General features: G+C 49.0%; 21 protein-coding genes. 2 read left to right on the top strand and 19 right to left on the bottom strand.

The genetic code is table 11. From position 1 onward, the window contains the following. Positions 1–26 precede the first annotated feature (26 nt). The 16 genes from C508_RS0104705 to C508_RS0104630 form a co-directional block, all read right to left on the bottom strand. The gene (locus C508_RS0104705; RefSeq protein WP_018702397.1) at positions 27–926 is read right to left on the bottom strand and encodes a CvfB family protein; all 900 of its coding nucleotides are present in this window, start codon (positions 924–926) and stop codon (positions 27–29) included. Beyond that, on the bottom strand, positions 926–1,279 hold the full coding sequence (gene rsfS, locus C508_RS0104700; protein WP_018702396.1) for a ribosome silencing factor: 354 nt from the start codon (positions 1,277–1,279) through the stop codon (positions 926–928). The genes C508_RS0104705 and rsfS overlap by 1 nt, the downstream gene beginning before the upstream one ends. Next, positions 1,279–2,316, bottom strand: coding sequence for an LCP family protein (locus tag C508_RS17830; protein ID WP_018702395.1), 1,038 nt, complete (start codon positions 2,314–2,316; stop codon positions 1,279–1,281). Before C508_RS17830 ends, rsfS begins: the two co-directional genes overlap by 1 nt. Continuing rightward, positions 2,313–2,882, bottom strand: a complete 570-nt coding sequence (gene yqeK, locus C508_RS0104690) for a bis(5'-nucleosyl)-tetraphosphatase (symmetrical) YqeK (protein ID WP_018702394.1) — start codon at positions 2,880–2,882, stop codon at positions 2,313–2,315. Before yqeK ends, C508_RS17830 begins: the two co-directional genes overlap by 4 nt. Beyond that, positions 2,872–3,522, bottom strand: coding sequence for a nicotinate-nucleotide adenylyltransferase (nadD, locus tag C508_RS0104685; RefSeq protein WP_018702393.1), 651 nt, complete (start codon positions 3,520–3,522; stop codon positions 2,872–2,874). The genes yqeK and nadD overlap by 11 nt, the downstream gene beginning before the upstream one ends. 77 nt (positions 3,523–3,599) lie before the next feature. Next, complete coding sequence (locus C508_RS0104680; protein WP_018702392.1) at positions 3,600–4,853, bottom strand: glutamate-5-semialdehyde dehydrogenase; 1,254 nt, start codon at positions 4,851–4,853, stop codon at positions 3,600–3,602. 12 nt (positions 4,854–4,865) lie between these two features. Beyond that, entirely contained in the window at positions 4,866–5,993 is a 1,128-nt protein-coding gene (proB, locus tag C508_RS0104675) for a glutamate 5-kinase (RefSeq protein ID WP_018702391.1), read from the bottom strand. Positions 5,994–6,040: 47 nt separating this feature from the next. Next, positions 6,041–6,334 carry a ribosome assembly RNA-binding protein YhbY gene (yhbY, locus tag C508_RS0104670; RefSeq protein WP_018702390.1) on the bottom strand — a complete coding sequence of 98 codons (294 nt, stop codon included), beginning with the start codon at positions 6,332–6,334 and terminating at the stop codon, positions 6,041–6,043. A gap of 30 nt (positions 6,335–6,364) precedes the next feature. After that, positions 6,365–7,642: a GTPase ObgE gene (obgE, locus tag C508_RS0104665; RefSeq protein WP_018702389.1), complete on the bottom strand. Its 1,278-nt coding sequence runs from the start codon at positions 7,640–7,642 to the stop codon at positions 6,365–6,367. A gap of 196 nt (positions 7,643–7,838) precedes the next feature. After that, on the bottom strand, positions 7,839–8,132 hold the full coding sequence (gene rpmA, locus C508_RS0104660; protein ID WP_018702388.1) for a 50S ribosomal protein L27: 294 nt from the start codon (positions 8,130–8,132) through the stop codon (positions 7,839–7,841). Positions 8,133–8,138: 6 nt separating this feature from the next. Next, on the bottom strand, positions 8,139–8,459 hold the full coding sequence (locus C508_RS0104655; protein WP_018702387.1) for a ribosomal-processing cysteine protease Prp: 321 nt from the start codon (positions 8,457–8,459) through the stop codon (positions 8,139–8,141). A 6-nt stretch (positions 8,460–8,465) separates the two neighbouring features. After that, positions 8,466–8,777, bottom strand: coding sequence for a 50S ribosomal protein L21 (rplU, locus tag C508_RS0104650; protein ID WP_018702386.1), 312 nt, complete (start codon positions 8,775–8,777; stop codon positions 8,466–8,468). A gap of 164 nt (positions 8,778–8,941) precedes the next feature. Further along, positions 8,942–9,427, bottom strand: coding sequence for a cyclic pyranopterin monophosphate synthase MoaC (gene moaC / locus C508_RS0104645; protein WP_018702385.1), 486 nt, complete (start codon positions 9,425–9,427; stop codon positions 8,942–8,944). Between the two features lie 32 nt (positions 9,428–9,459). Then, positions 9,460–10,218 carry a C40 family peptidase gene (locus C508_RS0104640; RefSeq protein WP_018702384.1) on the bottom strand — a complete coding sequence of 253 codons (759 nt, stop codon included), beginning with the start codon at positions 10,216–10,218 and terminating at the stop codon, positions 9,460–9,462. Further along, positions 10,215–11,069 carry a thiamine pyrophosphate-dependent enzyme gene (locus C508_RS0104635; RefSeq protein ID WP_018702383.1) on the bottom strand — a complete coding sequence of 285 codons (855 nt, stop codon included), beginning with the start codon at positions 11,067–11,069 and terminating at the stop codon, positions 10,215–10,217. The genes C508_RS0104640 and C508_RS0104635 overlap by 4 nt, the downstream gene beginning before the upstream one ends. After that, positions 11,069–12,826, bottom strand: a complete 1,758-nt coding sequence (locus C508_RS0104630) for a 2-oxoacid:acceptor oxidoreductase subunit alpha (protein WP_018702382.1) — start codon at positions 12,824–12,826, stop codon at positions 11,069–11,071. Before C508_RS0104630 ends, C508_RS0104635 begins: the two co-directional genes overlap by 1 nt. A 195-nt stretch (positions 12,827–13,021) precedes the next feature. On the opposite strand from C508_RS0104630, the gene C508_RS0104625 reads away from it, so the two are divergent. Next, positions 13,022–13,690, top strand: coding sequence for a metal-dependent hydrolase (locus C508_RS0104625; protein ID WP_018702381.1), 669 nt, complete (start codon positions 13,022–13,024; stop codon positions 13,688–13,690). Between the two features lie 70 nt (positions 13,691–13,760). Here C508_RS0104625 and C508_RS17825 read toward each other — a convergent pair whose 3' ends face one another. Next, positions 13,761–14,432 carry a L,D-transpeptidase gene (locus C508_RS17825; RefSeq protein WP_018702380.1) on the bottom strand — a complete coding sequence of 224 codons (672 nt, stop codon included), beginning with the start codon at positions 14,430–14,432 and terminating at the stop codon, positions 13,761–13,763. Positions 14,433–14,488: 56 nt separating this feature from the next. Beyond that, the gene (locus tag C508_RS17820) at positions 14,489–15,121 is read right to left on the bottom strand and encodes a L,D-transpeptidase family protein (RefSeq protein WP_018702379.1); all 633 of its coding nucleotides are present in this window, start codon (positions 15,119–15,121) and stop codon (positions 14,489–14,491) included. Positions 15,122–15,388: 267 nt separating this feature from the next. On the opposite strand from C508_RS17820, the gene C508_RS0104610 reads away from it, so the two are divergent. Further along, positions 15,389–15,880, top strand: coding sequence for a ferritin family protein (locus C508_RS0104610; protein ID WP_018702378.1), 492 nt, complete (start codon positions 15,389–15,391; stop codon positions 15,878–15,880). 100 nt (positions 15,881–15,980) lie between these two features. On the opposite strand, the gene C508_RS0104605 is transcribed toward C508_RS0104610, so the two are convergent. Next, a complete protein-coding gene (locus C508_RS0104605) occupies positions 15,981–16,370 on the bottom strand; it encodes a hypothetical protein (RefSeq protein ID WP_018702377.1) in 390 nt (129 codons plus the stop codon). Positions 16,371–16,410: the final 40 nt, after the last annotated feature.

The raw sequence follows: 16,410 nt of genomic DNA, 5'->3' as shown, positions 1-16,410 counted from the left end.
TGTTTGAAATCAGGACTATATTTTTGTTAATTTTCTTTGTTTTCTTCTGTTTCTTCGCAAATCCAAGTCCAGCCCTCTTCTTGGCGAATCGTTCCTTGACGCAGCAGCCGGCCCAAAGCCCGTTTAAAAGCCGCCTTGCTCATGCCGAATTTGGTTTGAATTATTTCTGGACTTGTCGCATCTCCATAAGGCATTTTACCGCCCCGCTCTTGTAAAAATTGCAGGATTCGTTCCCCGTCTTCAACTAGGGCATCTTCCTTTTGCGGTCGCATGGATACGTTTATCCGTCCATCCGGCCGGATAAAGGCTACCCGAAACTCAATTTCCTGCCCCATACGCAAAGCTGCTCCAGCCATTTCACTGCGATGGAGAAAAGCAACATGCCGCCCTTCAGCAAACAAAAAGTAACCTTCGTCAGTTTCATTATAAACGGTTCCTTTAAGTTTATCTCCTACTTTGCCGGTAAAAGGCAGCGCTGCCCGCTGCAGGTCTTCTTCCACTTCCATCGTCACAGCCAAACGTCCTGTTTTATCTGTATAAAGCTTGACCCATACCTTTTCACCCTCGTAGACGCGTCCCCGCATGCGGCTGAAAGGCATAAACACCGCCCGTTCCGCCCCTAAGTCCACAAACGCTCCCTGTTTGCCTGTAAAGTGGATAACTTCCGCTCGAGCCACCTGGCCTTCCTTCATCTTGGGAAGCTTCATGCTGGCTGTTATACGGCCTCTAGCGTCATGATAAAGGAAGACATCGACTTCCTCGCCGATCTCAACCGGCCGACTCTGCTGCCCTTGGTGCAGCAGAACGTCATCGCTGGTCTGGCCGGTTCCTCCATCTAGAAATACGCCAAAGTCCGCTTTGCGAACCACCTTTAGCGTGGCTAAAGTCGCCGCCTGAAGGCGCGGCTTTTCATTTTCGTTCATCATTACTCCTTATAAGGCAGTGCTTCCGCATCGCCCCACAACTGTTCCAAGTTGTAAAAACGCCGATCTTCTTCGACAAAAACATGCAAAATACATTCGCTATAATCAAGCAGGATCCAGCGTCCTTCTCGGTATCCTTCCTTGTGTAGCGGTTCTACTCCCGCCTCAGACAGCTTTTCTTCTACATGATCGACAATGGCCCGCACCTGTGTTGTCGAGTTAGAGCTGCAAATAATAAAATAGTCAGTTACTAAAGAAACCTCTGCCATTTTCAAAATGACAATATCCATGGCTTTTTTTTCACTGGCCAGTCGGGCAATGACCTCCGGTGTCGCTCTTTTAATTACTTCGATCATTATTTTCCTCCTTCAATTGTTCCTGCTGTTTCCAGCAATTTTGTTTTTACCAGTTCATTAGTCGCATTTTCATCCGTTTTCCAATAGCTTACATTTTTTTCTGTTGCAAAACGACCTGGGAGCAAAACCGGTTTTACCCCGGTAGCGCGGTCAAAGTGCCGCAAGGCTGCCCCTAGACGGAACCAATCGCTCCCTTGTATATTGGTAAGAAAAGATTCTTTGACTACGGTCTGCAGCTCCGGCAGTCTGGCAAGGGTTTCCCATTGAAAGGTTTGATTCGCCAAGGCTCTTAAAAAACGCTGCTGCCGTTGCGCTCGTCCAATATCCCCCAGCTCATCGCTGCGAAAACGTACATACTGTCCAGATCTATCTCCATCCAAATGCTGATATCCTTTATTCAGATGAATTGCCAGCGCTGCATAAGGGTCCTCATAATCCATATCCTGCTCTACATATAAGTCAACCCCGCCCAGACTGTCCACACAGCGAATAAATCCCTGCCAGTGCAATGTAACATAATAATTCACAGGAATTTGTAGTAAATCTTCCACTGCTTTAACAGTCAGTTCCGGTCCTCCATACGCGTAGGCGTGCCCCAGCTTTTCAACGTCTTTGTGTCCCGGCAGCAATACCTGCGTATCCCTAGGCAAAGACACTAGCGTAACAATGCCCGTCTCTGGATCAATATTAGCCAAAATCATGGTATCAGAGCGTTTAGGCGCATCTGCAATACCATATTCGCCATCATCCACGCCCAGCAAGAGTACATTGAGCCGTGAAGTGGCCACCTGGGGCTTCGCATAGAGAGGTTTAACCGGAGCAGCTGCAACCGGTTCAGGAGCAGGCGGCGTCGCTTGTACCGGCTCCGCCACCGCTTGACTTGTCGTCACAGCCTGGCTCCAGAGCCATATTCCACCCTTCACCAAACCAACAAAAAACACTACTACTAGCAACAAAAACAGTACGACCCGCCCCCAACGCAACTTTCTTGGCTTAGCGCGTCGCAGCCGCTGCCGCTCGTTCAATGGCCGACTCACTGGTTTCTCCTCCATAGCAGTTCATTGCGCCCGGCAATTGTTTCCGGGTGAATCGCTTCTTCTCGTTTGATCATATACCGCAGTGTTTGATCATAGACTGACAGCATGGCGACATCTATATCCTGAAGCGCCAAAATTCGCAGTTCCTCCACGCCCTTGTAAGAGCGTCCTTCTTCCAAGGCGTCAGCCAAATAAAGAATCTTATCCAGCAAGGATAAGCCAGTTCCTCCAATAGTGTGCCGAGCAATAGCGCATAATACAAGTTCGTCAATAACGCCAAAGCGATTCTTTGCCACCCATGCCGCCAGCGGCGCATGCAGCAGTACCGGCGAGTGAAGCGCCGCCTCATCCATCACCAACCCAGCCGTTTTGGCTTCCGCCACCCACTGCTCGGGGGGCCATTCTCTAGCTACATCATGAAGCAACGCAGCTAAATAAGCCTGCTCTACATTTCCATCATGCCGCTGCGCTAATTCGATCGCTTTATTCATAACCCCTTGTGTATGACGCCAACGTTTCGGGCTTAATTCCTTTTGAACTTCCTGGAAAATGCTTTCAACATCCATTCGATCCCGTCTCCTCATCCGCCAGGCCCAGATACAAACCTTCTTTGAGAATATACTGCTCTACCATTTCTGGAACAATGTACTGGATAGATCGTCCCTGCTGCACTCGCAAACGAATATCAGTCGATGAAATCGCTAGTTCCGGCGTTGTCAGCCGATGAATGCGCCCTTCTCCCACAGTGCCAAAATACCGTTGGGTAGCTTCCATCGCATCTTCACATCCCGGTCGGCTGGCTCCAACAAAATGACATAACTCAAAAAGTTCTTCAATGCGCTCCCATGTCGGCAATTCGCGAATCGTATCGACGCCGGTAATAAAATATAGTTCTACCGGCTCGCCGATTTCTTTTCTCAACTGCCGCAAGGTATCGACCGTATAGGAAGGTCCGGGGCGATGAATTTCAATAGGAGATACAAAAAAGAAAGGGTTAGATGCCGTCGCCAGCACCGTCATCACGTACCGATGCAACGCCGAAGTAACGTTCTGCGCTTGTTTATGCGGCGGATGATTAGCCGGAACAAACAATACTTTTTCCAGGCCGAACTCCGTACGTACCGCTTCCGCAATGACTAAATGGCCAATATGAATCGGATCAAACGTCCCGCCCATAACGCCAATTTTCCGTACTTTTGTTGTCATCGAACTCTCCCTAATGCAAGGAACTACTTAAATGCCGCAATTCCTTAAAAATTATATTGCCATATCGATAAAAGAACCTAGCGAATCTGTCCATCCCCTGAAACAATATACTTAGTGCTCGTCAATTCCGCCAAGCCCATCGGGCCTCGGGCGTGCAGCTTCTGCGTACTAATGCCAATTTCAGCGCCGAAGCCAAATTCAAAGCCATCGCTAAAGCGTGTAGACGCATTGACATAAACAGCCGCTGCATCCACCTCATGCTGAAAACGGCGCGCCCGCGCATAGCTACGCGTTACAATGGCCTCGGAGTGCTTTGTACTGTAACGAGCAATGTGCTCCATCGCTGCATCCATATCTTCAACAACGCGGATCGACAAAATCAAGTCATGGTATTCTGTCGCCCAGTCCGCTTCAGTAACCGGCAAAACAGCTTGGTGATATTTTTGGGTTTCCGGGCAGCCGCGCAGCTCCACGCCAGCGGCGTGATACCGCTCCAGCATCTTCGGAAGAAAGGCTTTAGCCACGCAGTGATGCACCAGCAAGGTCTCCATAGCATTGCAAACTGAAGGCCGAGAAACCTTAGCATTAAAAGCAATTTCTTCCGCCATAGTTAAATCAGCGCCGTCGTCCACATAGGTATGGCATACGCCGGTACCGGTTTCAATAACCGGTACTGTGCTGTTTTCAACGACAGTACGGATCAAGCCAGCGCCGCCGCGAGGAATAATAACATCCAAATACCGGTTAAGCCGGAGCATGGCCTGCACCGCTTCCCGGTCTGTGGTTGTTACCATTTGAATCGCGCCAGACGGCAGTCCTGCCGCCTCGCCGGCTTCTACCAACACTTGAAGCATTGCCAAATTGGAGGAAATCGCTTCCGAGCCGCCACGCAGCAAAACGGCATTGCCTGACTTTAGGCAAAGTCCCGCCGCATCCACGGTGACGTTCGGCCGCGCTTCATAAATCATGCCAATAACCCCAAGCGGCACGCGCACTTTGCCAATCTCCAAACCATTGGGACGGCGCCACATGCCCAAAACCTCACCAATAGGATCCGGCAAAGAAGCAACCTGACGCAAGCCTTCCGCCATATCATCGATCCGCGAGGCATTCAGACGCAGTCTGTCTAATAAGGACGCACTAATGCCGCGTTGTTCCGCCCGAGTTACATCTTCCGCATTCGCTTGCAGGATCTCCATCTGCCTCGCCTGCAGCGCATCCGCCATTGCCAAGAGCGCTGCATTTTTTTCACCGCTTGCCATCACCGCTAAACGACGCGCCGCCTGTTTCGCAAGCCTTCCTTGCTTTTCCAGTTCCAATTTGAAATCCATGCTGCTTCCCCCTCACACCATGAGGACCAAATGGTCCCGATGAACCACTTCGTCCGTTGTTTTATACCCCAACACCGAAGAAATTTCATCCGTATGCTTGCCGCGAATGCGTTCAATTTCACCGGAGCTGTAATTACTCAGTCCCCGTGCCAATTCCCTGCCGTTAGTGTCTAAAATCCGAATGGTTTTTCCCTGTTCAAAATCCCCTTGAACCTTGACAATTCCTGCGGCTAACAAACTAGACCCTGTTTTGACAATAGCCTTGGCGCAACCGCTGTCAACCTGAACATCTCCGGCAATGCGAGCCCCAAAGGCCAGCCAGGATTTGCGAACTTGCAAGCGATTATGCTTAGAAGGAAATAATGTGCCAACGTCCTGTCCGGTCAAAATCTCCCTCACAACTCCATCCTGCGTTCCCGAGGCGATCACTAGGGCAATGCCCGCATTGACCGCAATCTTGGCGGCTTGAATCTTCGTATACATGCCGCCAGTACCGCGCATCGTTCCCGGACCGCCCGCAAGCTCGTCAATTTCAGGAGTTATCTCGGCAATCTCAGAAAGTAGTTTTGCTTCTGGATTGGTTTGCGGATTAGCGGTATATACGCCGTCTACATCCGATAATATAATAATCAAGTCCGCATCGACAATGGTTCCCACCATGGCCGACAGCGTGTCGTTATCGCCTATTTTCAGTTCATCTACCGCTACCGCGTCATTCTCGTTGATAATAGGAATGACTCCCATCGCCAAAAGCTGCAATAACGTGTTGCGAGAATTCACATAGCGACTGCGTTTCACAGAGTCTTCCCTGGTCAAAAGCACCTGGCCTACGGTCTGTCCGTACTCCGCAAATATTTTTTCATATACATGCAGCAACACGCCTTGCCCTACAGCCGCTGCCGCTTGCTTTTCCGGAATGGTCTTCGGTTTTTCCGTCAAGCCCAATCGCTCCATACCCGCCCCAACGGCGCCGGAGCTAACCAAGACTATTTCCTTGCCTTGGTTTACCAAGTCAGATAGCTCCCGGACCAGACGTTCAATGCGAAAAAAATTCAATTTTCCAGTTTCATGCGTTAAGGTGCTTGTCCCAACCTTAACTACAATACGCTGCGCCTCTCCGATGTTCGCTCGATTCAACATAGCCAATCCCCCGCTTTACGATGAAATAAAATGCGTTTGGGACCCTCTTATGGCAGTTCAATTTTTGGTTTTTCCGGATTTGGCGCATATAAAAGACCATTGCGGCCAATAACTTGCACCAAGTCAGCTCCCGTCAGGCGCTCCAGCTCTTCCAGAGCCTCTTTAGGCTCCACCGGGCTATTCTTCAATACCCGTACCTTAATCAATTCCCGCTTCAAAATAGCTTCCTTAGCAGTGATAACCACGGTTTCTACAATACCGCCTTTACCAATCTGCACCACTGGATCCAATGCACTTCCTAATGCGCGCAAATGACGTTTTTGCTTGCCACTTAGCTCCATATTTAAATCCTCCTAGCTTCCTTTTTACACTTATCCGTGTTGTCTGTATTCAAATTCCATGTCGCGAATACGCACCGTATCGCCTTCTTGAATGCCTTTTTCTTTTAACGCTTCTTCAATCTCTAAATTGCGCCAAATGCGCTGAAAGCGACGCAAACCATCTTCATTGTCAAAGTTAGTCATCGCAACCAATCGTTCAATATCCTTGCCGCTAACGACAAAGGCGCCGTCATCATCCCTGCTAACGGTAAAGAGGATTTCCTCTTTCGCTTCGTATACCTTAATTTCATCAACAACTTCCGGCTCTTCCCGATATTCTTTCAATAACTGCCAAGCCCGTTGCATCACTTGCTGCAAGCCTTCGCCCGTCGCCGCAGATACCGGATAGATTTCATAGCCTTCTTTGGCAAAATGCGCCTGCAAGCGCAAATAATTCTCCTGCGCTTCGGGCAAATCTAATTTATTGGCTACAATAATCTGCTGCCGTTTAGCTAATTTATCACTATACAGGGCCAATTCTTTATTGATGGCGTAAAAATCCTCCAAAGGATCTCTGCCTTCAAGGCCGGAAGCGTCCAGTACATGAATCATAATTTTAGTACGCTCCACATGGCGCAGAAAATCATGTCCTAAACCAGCTCCAGAATGCGCGCCTTCAATCAAACCGGGAATATCAGCCAATACAAAGCTGCATCCGTCATCCAGACGCACAACGCCTAAAACTGGAGTCAGCGTCGTGAAATGATACGAGGCAATTTCCGGCTTTGCTGCGGAAACCTTGGAAATAATGCTGGACTTGCCCACGCTGGGATACCCGACAAGACCCACATCAGCCAATAGTTTCAGCTCTAAAAACAGCTGCCGCTCTGCTCCGGGTTCTCCTTTTTCCGCGAACTGCGGCGCCCGCTGCATACTGTTGACAAAACGAGCGTTGCCACGCCCGCCTCGTCCGCCTTTTGCTACCACAGCCTGCTGACCGACTTCTGTCAAATCCGCCAGCACTTCGCCGCTTTCTGCATCCTTAACCAGCGTACCTGGCGGCACGGGTACAAATAAATGCTCCCCTGCCTTGCCATGCATGTTTTTACTTTGACCATGCACACCGGTAGGAGCGACAAATTTCCGTTTATATCGAAAATCAATTAATGTATTGTAATTATTATCAACGATCAAAATAACATCGCCGCCGCGCCCTCCGTCGCCGCCGCTCGGACCGCCTTTGGGCACAAATTTTTCACGTCGAAAACTGGACATGCCGTTTCCGCCGTCACCTGCTTTTACTTGTATTTTCGCACGATCAATAAACATAAAAAGGTGCTTCCTTTCTTCCGCGATCCATAGAGATTCATTTAATTATACCTGTTTTGCTGCGTCTTGCCTAGGGAGCCACCGATGCAGCCAACGCTCCCGTACATGTCAATAAATCAGTAGTTCCCTAAGCAAGGCGCTACTCAAGAAAAAAAGACCTGCGGTTAGGTTCCGCAGGTCTTTGGTGTGTATTCGCTTAGATTGCAGCTTCTTCCGCGGGGTAGACGCTGATCTGACGCTTATAGCGGCCTTTGCGTTCAAAAGAAACGCGGCCAGGCGTCAGGGCGAACAGCGTATCATCCTTACCAATGCCTACATTGGCTCCAGGATGAAAATGCGTTCCACGCTGACGAACAAGAATGCTGCCTGCGGTAACTACTTCACCAGCTTGACGTTTAACGCCAAGGCGTTTCGCTTCGCTATCACGGCCGTTACGAGTGCTGCCGACGCCTTTTTTATGGGCGAATAGCTGAAGATCAAATTGGAACATGCCATTTCACCTCCTGTTTTCCCGGATCTTAAGATACCGGGGATACAATCGTTCGATTTCCCTCAGTCCCAGAAGCATAGTCTCTAAAATCGCACTGCTCTGTTCAGTTGGCGCCTCTTTCAGCTCCGCTTCCAAAAGCCCCTCTTTGACAGACAGTTGCAGTTCCATGCGCAAATGCCGCTCCAAACCTAGCACTGCTGCTTGCGCTAAGGCAGATACTCCGGCACAAACAATATCTTGTCCGTGCGGAGCCGCTTTGGCATGACCTTTTAGAGAAAAAGCCCACAAAAGGCCTGAAGAATTTCGCTGTAAACAAATATCAATCATTCCGACTTAGGCCTCAATTTTTTCAATCACGACCTGAGTGAACGGTTGACGATGGCCCTGGCGGCGACGGTAGTTGGATTTAGCTTTGTACTTGAAGACCAAAATCTTCTTGCCTTTGCCATGTTCCACTACTTTAGCAACCACTTTCGCACCGGCTACAACCGGAGCGCCCACCAAAACTTCGCCGTCCTTCACAACAGTCAGAACGCGTTCGAACGCAACTTCCTGTCCTTCTTCTACGGCCAGCTTCTCAACGACAACTTTGTCGCCTTCCTGCACACGGTATTGTTTACCGCCAGTTTCAATGATAGCGTACATTAAAAATGCACCTCCTCTGCTTTGAGCTCGCCGAATACGGTATCGCCATCGCGAATTTTCCACCTCTCCGAGCGGCGGCACAGGAAATCCTATGCATTTTTAAATATTAGCATAGGCCTTATTTCTTGTCAATGAAATTCCTGGTTGTCTTTGTTTATCTTACCTCATTCGCCTCTTTGTGGCCGCTGATAGGTTCCGCTACGACCGCCGCGCTTTTCCACTAAGCAAATTTGCGATATCTCCATTTCTTTGTCTACGGCTTTGCACATATCATAAATAGTTAGCGCGGCTACTGATACAGCCGTTAGCGCTTCCATTTCCACGCCAGTTTTTCCGTAATTTTGCACGGTTGCAGCAATTTCTACCGCTTGTTCTTCTTCATCTAAATAAAAGAGCAAATCTATGCCTGATAACTGTAAGGGATGGCACATGGGAATGAGCTCCCAAGTCTTCTTTGCCGCCATAATCCCAGCCACTTGCGCTACTGCCAAAACATCGCCCTTGCCCATACGACCTTCGCGTATTTTTTGAAGCGTCTCCGCCGCCATATTCACCTTGCCTGTCGCCACCGCCAAGCGTTCCGTGTCCGCCTTCTCGCCAACATGCACCATTTTAGCTTTTCCAGCTTCATTAAAATGCGTTAGTTCCATTGCCAATGCCCTCCTTCCTCTAGAAAGCGCATTTACCCCATGCGACGCGCTCCCAAATACCTCGTTTTCCAGTATGATTCGCTCAAAGAGCTGATCATAACCCCGCGGCTTGAGGAAGCATGGATAAAGCGCTCCTGCCCCAAATAAATGCCTTCATGGGAAGCGCCTTTTTCATAAGTTGTAAAAAAGACCACATCTCCCGGCTGCAGCGTCTTCTTATTAATAATTCGTCCCACCGTGTACTGAACGTCTGCGGTGCGCGGCAATTTGACGCCGTGTTTTTGAAACACGTACATCACAAAGCCGGAGCAATCAAATCCCTGCGGCGTAGCCCCCCCAAAACGATAAGGCACGCCCAAGTACTGCTGGGCGGTTTCCTGCACCGAATTTCCTGGACGTCCTTCCTTGAACTTTGGTAACGGCGGCAAGGAGGAAGTTCCCTTTTTCGCGACCGTTGCGGCCTTGCGCTCTGGAACCGCTGGCGGCTGCGTTACTAGTACTGCCGAGGACTGAGCTTGGCCCATCAGCTTTTGATAGGTTGCTTCGTCTAATACACCGCTCGCCGGCAAGCCCTGCTGCTGCTGGAACGCCCGCACAGCCGACGCCGTCAAGGGATGAAACACGCCATCTTGTTTCCCCACAGCATAACCGAGTGAGCGCAGTCGCTGCTGCACCGCCAAAATTTCTTGGCCGGAATCGCCTTCCTGATATACCGCTGCTAAGGCCGTTCCCCAAGACAGACTTAATAAGGCCCCAATAAGCAAGACCCCAAATAACCATGTTCTCTTCATACAAACTCCTGCATCAATGGTGTTATATCCACTTGCTGCAAGTTCGCTTTCACCAGCGGTCCCGCCTGCAGCTGCGGCAAAGCGCCGTCAAAGGTCGGCCTGTTTTCTTTATAAAATAAGCCTATGGGGATAATCTCCCCCCATAATGCCGCCAACGCCAGCGCCTTTTCTTGATTTTCCGGATCATATCCGTCCATTTCCTTTAAATCTCGCACTCTCTGTTTATACCAAGCATACGTATTAACTGCATTAAAAGATACGCAAGGCTGCAAAATTTCCACAACCGCAAAGCCCCGATGCGCCACGGCTGCTGTCATCATTTCCGTCATATGCGGCACATTAGCCGTAAAGGTTCTAGCCACAAAAGTTGCACCCATGCTCAATGCCGTATGAGCAATATTAATCGGCTTTTCTACATTCCCCAACGGAGGCGGCGTAAACTTGGTCACCGTACCCAAATCCGTTGTCGGCGAAGCCTGCCCTTTGGTCAAGCCATAAATTTGATTGTTATGGACAAAGTAACTTATATCCAAGTTGCGGCGGGCCGTATGCACAAAATGCCCCATGCCCAAACCCATTCCGTCTCCATCGCCGCCTTCGGCAATGACCGTCAAATGATGGTTAGCCAGCTTAACGCCAGTAGCAACAGGTAAAGAGCGTCCGTGCAAAGATTCTACCCTATAGCCATTCACGTATTGCGAAATTTTGCTGGAACAGCCAATGCCGGTCACTAAGACCGTATCATTAGCAGGCAACGAAGCCAACACATTTTTCAAAGCGTGAAAAATACCGAAATTCCCGCAGCCCACACACCAGGTAGAACTATGAGTTTGCATCGCATGATCACTCATTATCCCAGTACCTCCTTTATACGCGCCAAGATCTGGCTCGGCGTAAAAGCGCGCGAATCGTATTTCAAATAGCTTGCATCAACGACATACCCCAAATGGCCACGCAACAAAAATCCTAACTGCGCTGTTTTATTCCCTTCAATAAGCAGTGACTTCTTTACGCGCCCCAAAGCTTTTGTCAACGCCTGCACTGGGAACGGCGCCACATACAAAACCTGCAGCACATTGACGCTCAGTCCTTCTTGCTTAGCCAGTTCCATGGCCTCTAAAGCGGCGCCTTTAGTAGAGCCCCATACAAACAAGGTCAGGTCCGCCTCATCTGGTCCGTATTGCCTCAACCCGTCTGCAGCCGCTTCCATAGCCGGCAATTTTTCATACCAGCGGTCTAAGCCGGCCGCAACCGTTTCCGGTTCTCTTGCAGCATATTCCTTATCGCCGGAACTGTAAAATCCGTCTTCACCGTGAGTGTAGCTAGTCGCGATATAAGCCCCGCCAGCTTGTCCCGGTACCGCTCGAGGAGGCGCTTCGCAGCCTGCCGCCTCGCTATACCGACAATAGGGCTGCTGAGCCGCCAACCATTCTTCGCTTGCCCGGCCCGCTTCTACTTGCGGTTCAAGAGGCGTCTTAAAAAAAGGTCTGCTTACGGAAGAATCCGCTAAATACTTGTCCGTTAAGATCAGTCCAGGCACCTGAAAACGTTCGGTTAAATCAAAAAGGCGAGCGGTTTCATAAAAACATTCGTCTACATCGCCGGGAGCTAAGACAAACCGTGGAAACTCTCCTTGTGATGCAAACGTGGTAAACAACAAATCGGCTTGCGCCGTTCTAGTCGGCAAGCCCGTGCTAGGTCCGCCTCGTTGCGCATTCACTAATACAATCGGAAGCTCCGCCTGCGCTGCAAAGCCCAAAGCTTCCACCATCAGCGCAAAACCGCCGCCGCTAGTAGAAGCCAAGGAACGCACCCCCGCATAAGACGCGCCAATCAGCATGTTTACCGCTGCAATTTCATCTTCCGCCTGTTTGAATACAACTCCATAGCGAGCTCCTTGATCCGCCATATACACCAGCACGCTTGAGCCAGGCGTCATGGGATAGCCGGCGCAAAAACGGCAGCCGCCTTGAATCGCTCCCATAGCCAACGCCTCATTACCATTAAGCAACATCTTAGGTTCTTTGGAGGAAGCGATCGGCAGCTCAAACAAGCCGGACGCTGGACAACACTTATCAGCAGCTTCTTTAAAAGCCGCTTCAAAAATAGCCTTGTTTTGTTCTCTAACGTTTTCTTTTTTAAATTCATCATTCATAATCTGCAAAATGGCATCTTTTGGAAAACCGCTCAAAGCGCAAAAGGCCCCTAAAAGGGCGCTATTTCCCATCACTTTAGCAGCGTCCCCAGGTAAATTTTGCAAAAGCGGCAAGCCAATCCAAGTTCCAGGAGCGTCTCCTTGAACCTCCGGCGCCTTCACCGCCTCACAATCATATAAAACGATTCCGTCCGGGCTTACTTTCGCGTAATTTTGATCAAAGGCCTGCTGTGATAAAGCGCCTAAAAATTGAAAACTTTCCTCATGAGCAGCCACTGGCTTTGTACTCAGGCGAGCCATGCAGGTATTCAAGCCGCCTTTTATTAAAGAAGGATACTCGTTAACCACCACGGACCATAAAGAGTTTCGAGAAGCCGCTCTAGCCACCATCATTCCGGCGCTCATGACGCCATACCCGGCTTCCCCTCCGAACATCACCGAATACGTGTTCATAAAATTCTTCAGCCCCCTTTATGTTTTTCCTTTTCCAGATCTCCTGTTTTTCTGTTGTTACGGTTCGTCATTCATTTCCTGAATTCCTCTTAAGTAGAAAGAACTCTTCTAAAGAAACTCTACCTCGGTTACATTGCTCCTGCGTATTTCTTAGAGTATACTAATTAGCAAAGAAACCAATGGGAGGTTTTATAGATGAGCCAGTTACGATATTATGGACATGCCTGTTTTAGCTGGGAAAACCAAGGAAATATTCTTTTATTTGATCCGTTTTTAAAAGACAATCCCTTCCAAATCGCCCAGCCCGAGGATATTGACTGCCACTATATCTTTGTTTCCCATGGTCACTTCGATCATTTAGGGGATGCTGTCGCCATCGCCAAGCGCACTGGCGCTACGATTATCAGCACTGCTGAAATTGCCAATTTATGTGCAGGTCAAGAATGCAAAACACACGCCATGCACCTTGGCGGAACTTTTGATTTTCCCTTTGGATCCGTCCGAGTCACCCCTGCTTTTCATGGAGCAGGCATCCCCGGCGGACATGCCTGCGGCTTTATTGTCCGCCAGGGAGAACATCGGGTATATTTCGCAGGCGACACGGCCCTTTTCGGTGATATGACACTCTTGGGACGTCTGGAATCCATTGACTGCGCCTTGTTGCCCATTGGCGGCAACTTTACGATGGGTCCCAAAGACGCCGCAGAAGCTGTCGCCATGCTAAAACCGGCCATGGTTGTTCCTATGCATTACAATACTTGGCCTGTCATCGAGCAAGACCCCGCCCAATTCAAGCAAGATGTTGAGTCGCGCCTATCTACGCCGGTCCGCATCCTCAATCCCGGCGAAACCCTTACCTTATAAAAAATATCCCTCGTAAATAACGACAAAAAGGCTGTATCAGTATAATCGCTATACTGATACAGCCTTTTTCTTATAAGCCCATTCGTAAGGCTTGCTTACGCACAGCCACCTTACCGGTCCAAACCGTCTCCTGCGCTGCCGCAAATTCCGGTTTGCGCAGCAAGAGATATTCTCCTGCGTAGGGCTGGTACAAGGCTAAAAAAGCCTGCCAGGTAGAACTCCGTTTTTCATAAATATCCGGAAAAATGGTCAAATACAAGCCATCTGCTTTTTCCGTTAAGCTCATCGTTTCATAGGTTACAATCACCGGCGTCCCCAAGGAAATCTTATCAAAAAGCTCTTCCACGTCCCTGTTGTACATACGCACGCAGCCGCCGGACACAGGATATTCAATACTCCAATCTTTATTGGTGCCATGAATGCCATAGGAACGCGAGAATTCCATCCACCTTGTTCCTAACGGATTAGCAGGTCCCGGCGGCACCGGCGTCTTATCCACAAAGCCGCTGCCAGGGTGCCAAGTAGGATACTTCTCCTTATAGAAAACACTGAACTGCCCCACCGGCGTCTGCTCATAAGGAGTCCCTACTGCCACACTGTATTCTTTTAACAAACGCGAACCATCAAACAAACGCAACTTATATTCCGGCACATTTAGCCGCAGCTCATAAGCAGCTTCCGCCGGCAAAGCAACGCCTGCCAACACCAGCAGGAACAGGAGGAGACTCAGCCATTTTTTCATGGATCTCCCTCCTTACTTTATTGTGATGCTTTGATTATGTACGCGTCGTCAAGTCGTTAACGAACCACTACTACCGTCGTACCATATCGAATATAAGGGTAAATTTCTTCCAAATCACTGTCGACCATGGCGATACAGCCTTCTGTCCAGTCCCGGCCTTCCCTCGTCGCTTCATCACGACCGCCATGAATGCCGATCCAGCCTCCAAGCTGCGTGTCCTGAGGAGGCAAGGCCATCTGTTCATTAGCCGCCACAATGCGTTGATACTCGCCATAACTGATTAGCTGATCTCCCAAGCCGCGCTCAGCATGGCCCACATCCGGATAACTGAGTCCCAACCAAGACCTCCCCAGATAAGGGTGACTGCCTAAACGCTCTTTTTCCGTTACGAAAAAGCGGCCTTCCGGCGTCCGGTTGTCTCCCCGTTCTTTCTTATCTCCATCAGGATTTACGCCAAACGCGCAAGGATATGTTTTCAATTCCTTGCCTTCATGAAACACAGTCAAACGATGTTTTGACTTTTCCACCAAAATCGCCGTAGCAGCCGATTCAGCAAATTCTTTGGCATAAGTGATGCGCACGGCATCTGCTGCCGCCTCTGCCGGAGAGAAAAACCCAGTGCCTCCCAGCAAGCACAACAAAACCGTTACTAAAGCGGCTCCTAAAATAGACATTTTTTTCTTACTCATTATGTCTTTCAACACCCTCCAATCACAAAACAACTACAACAGAAAGGGTATGAATGATTATATATCATTTTTTCGCGCTTCTCAAGAAAATTCCTGCTGAATTCGGCTGCATTTTGTGTTTTTTCCTCCCTACCTTACATAACTATAAAATGTTCATTCATAACAAGCAGGAATTATTGATTACGCGTCTAATTTCATTAATTAATAAATGCAGTTTTCAAAACTCATTTATATTTTTACTCTGCATTAATAAAAGGAGGTTATTTTATGAATCCCCTGTTAACTGATTTAGACTCGATTCGTTTTGCCATTGAATTAGAGGCGCGCGGCGCCCAGTTTTACCTGGAGGCCGCACGCCGCATGGAAAATGAAGACCAACGCAACTTAGTGCTCCTTCTTTCCGGGCAGACAAATAATCACTTGGAAGGCGTCAAGAAAATATTGACTGCCGTGCAAACGCAAAAGAACGGCAGTGCGCCGGATGCACTGGATGCTGAAACGGCGGCGATCATTCAAAAAATAGGAACTTCTCTTTCCTTCCCGGCCGAAGCCCAAGCAGCGCAAAAAGTAGCAGAATGCACCTCCGTCAGCTCCATCTTGGAAATCGCCCTGCAAGGCGAAAAAGAATCTGTACAGCTTTATGAACAAATTGCCCAAAGCACCAAAAACGCCGAAGTTCGTAAAATCTTCACTGCATTGCAGTCCGAAGAACAGATTCACGTACAAAAGCTCGTGGAAATGCTCCAAGGCTGGGCCTAATAAGCGCAAAAACAAAAGAGGCCTTACGCAATAGCGTAAGGCCTCTTTTATTTTGCAGGGTTCTACAACTTACTGGTTTTCCTTTTTACCGCAGAACGTTTCACCATAACAATTTCGAAACAACATACGGCAGAACCAATATATAGAGAAGCAGAAGGCTCCATAAGTTTCCGGTTCTTATATCATAAGCCCCTGCAAGCTGGCGCCACGTTTTTTTCAAAACCCAGCGTCCAAACGCACATTCAAAGAAAATGGTAAGAAAAAACCAAAACAGGCCAAGTAATAGATACTCTTGCGCAGAATAGCTTGCCTCTAACCGAAGTAACATAGTATAAGCAACAAACGTAAAAAGAACCGCTCCACTAAAACCACTCAAGGGAAGCGCTGCCTTGCCGACAACTTTTTGCAGCAGCTGCTCTCTAAAAAGACCATTTAAAATAGCACAAACCAGCATTGCTAACCATGCAACAAACCCGGCTTCATAAAGCAAGAAAACACCTTCTCTGCCAAAACAACGCCGCCTGTCTAAA

The sequence above is a fragment of the Anaeromusa acidaminophila DSM 3853 genome, assembly GCF_000374545.1.
GTDB classification, from domain to species: domain Bacteria; phylum Bacillota; class Negativicutes; order Anaeromusales; family Anaeromusaceae; genus Anaeromusa; species Anaeromusa acidaminophila.
The sequence above is the reverse complement of the archived record's forward strand: the minus strand, read 5'-3'. Positions and strand labels throughout refer to the sequence as shown.

Bases quoted from the DNA above. Each gene is read 5' to 3' on its own strand.
- C508_RS0104625 (WP_018702381.1), top strand. From the start codon at position 13,022: ATGAGCCAGTTACGATATTATGGACATGCCTGTTTTAGCTGGGAAAAC.
- C508_RS0104610 (WP_018702378.1), top strand. From the start codon at position 15,389: ATGAATCCCCTGTTAACTGATTTAGACTCGATTCGTTTTGCCATTGAA.
- proB (WP_018702391.1), bottom strand. From the start codon at position 5,993: ATGTTGAATCGAGCGAACATCGGAGAGGCGCAGCGTATTGTAGTTAAG.
- C508_RS0104705 (WP_018702397.1), bottom strand. From the start codon at position 926: ATGATGAACGAAAATGAAAAGCCGCGCCTTCAGGCGGCGACTTTAGCC.
- rpmA (WP_018702388.1), bottom strand. From the start codon at position 8,132: ATGTTCCAATTTGATCTTCAGCTATTCGCCCATAAAAAAGGCGTCGGC.
- C508_RS17820 (WP_018702379.1), bottom strand. From the start codon at position 15,121: ATGAGTAAGAAAAAAATGTCTATTTTAGGAGCCGCTTTAGTAACGGTT.
- obgE (WP_018702389.1), bottom strand. From the start codon at position 7,642: ATGTTTATTGATCGTGCGAAAATACAAGTAAAAGCAGGTGACGGCGGA.
- C508_RS0104630 (WP_018702382.1), bottom strand. From the start codon at position 12,826: ATGAACACGTATTCGGTGATGTTCGGAGGGGAAGCCGGGTATGGCGTC.
- rplU (WP_018702386.1), bottom strand. From the start codon at position 8,777: ATGTACGCTATCATTGAAACTGGCGGTAAACAATACCGTGTGCAGGAA.
- rsfS (WP_018702396.1), bottom strand. From the start codon at position 1,279: ATGATCGAAGTAATTAAAAGAGCGACACCGGAGGTCATTGCCCGACTG.
- nadD (WP_018702393.1), bottom strand. From the start codon at position 3,522: ATGACAACAAAAGTACGGAAAATTGGCGTTATGGGCGGGACGTTTGAT.
- C508_RS0104680 (WP_018702392.1), bottom strand. From the start codon at position 4,853: ATGGATTTCAAATTGGAACTGGAAAAGCAAGGAAGGCTTGCGAAACAG.
- C508_RS0104635 (WP_018702383.1), bottom strand. From the start codon at position 11,069: ATGAGTGATCATGCGATGCAAACTCATAGTTCTACCTGGTGTGTGGGC.
- moaC (WP_018702385.1), bottom strand. From the start codon at position 9,427: ATGGAACTAACGCATTTTAATGAAGCTGGAAAAGCTAAAATGGTGCAT.
- yqeK (WP_018702394.1), bottom strand. From the start codon at position 2,882: ATGGATGTTGAAAGCATTTTCCAGGAAGTTCAAAAGGAATTAAGCCCG.
- yhbY (WP_018702390.1), bottom strand. From the start codon at position 6,334: ATGGAGCTAAGTGGCAAGCAAAAACGTCATTTGCGCGCATTAGGAAGT.
- C508_RS0104640 (WP_018702384.1), bottom strand. From the start codon at position 10,218: ATGAAGAGAACATGGTTATTTGGGGTCTTGCTTATTGGGGCCTTATTA.
- C508_RS0104655 (WP_018702387.1), bottom strand. From the start codon at position 8,459: ATGATTGATATTTGTTTACAGCGAAATTCTTCAGGCCTTTTGTGGGCT.
- C508_RS17825 (WP_018702380.1), bottom strand. From the start codon at position 14,432: ATGAAAAAATGGCTGAGTCTCCTCCTGTTCCTGCTGGTGTTGGCAGGC.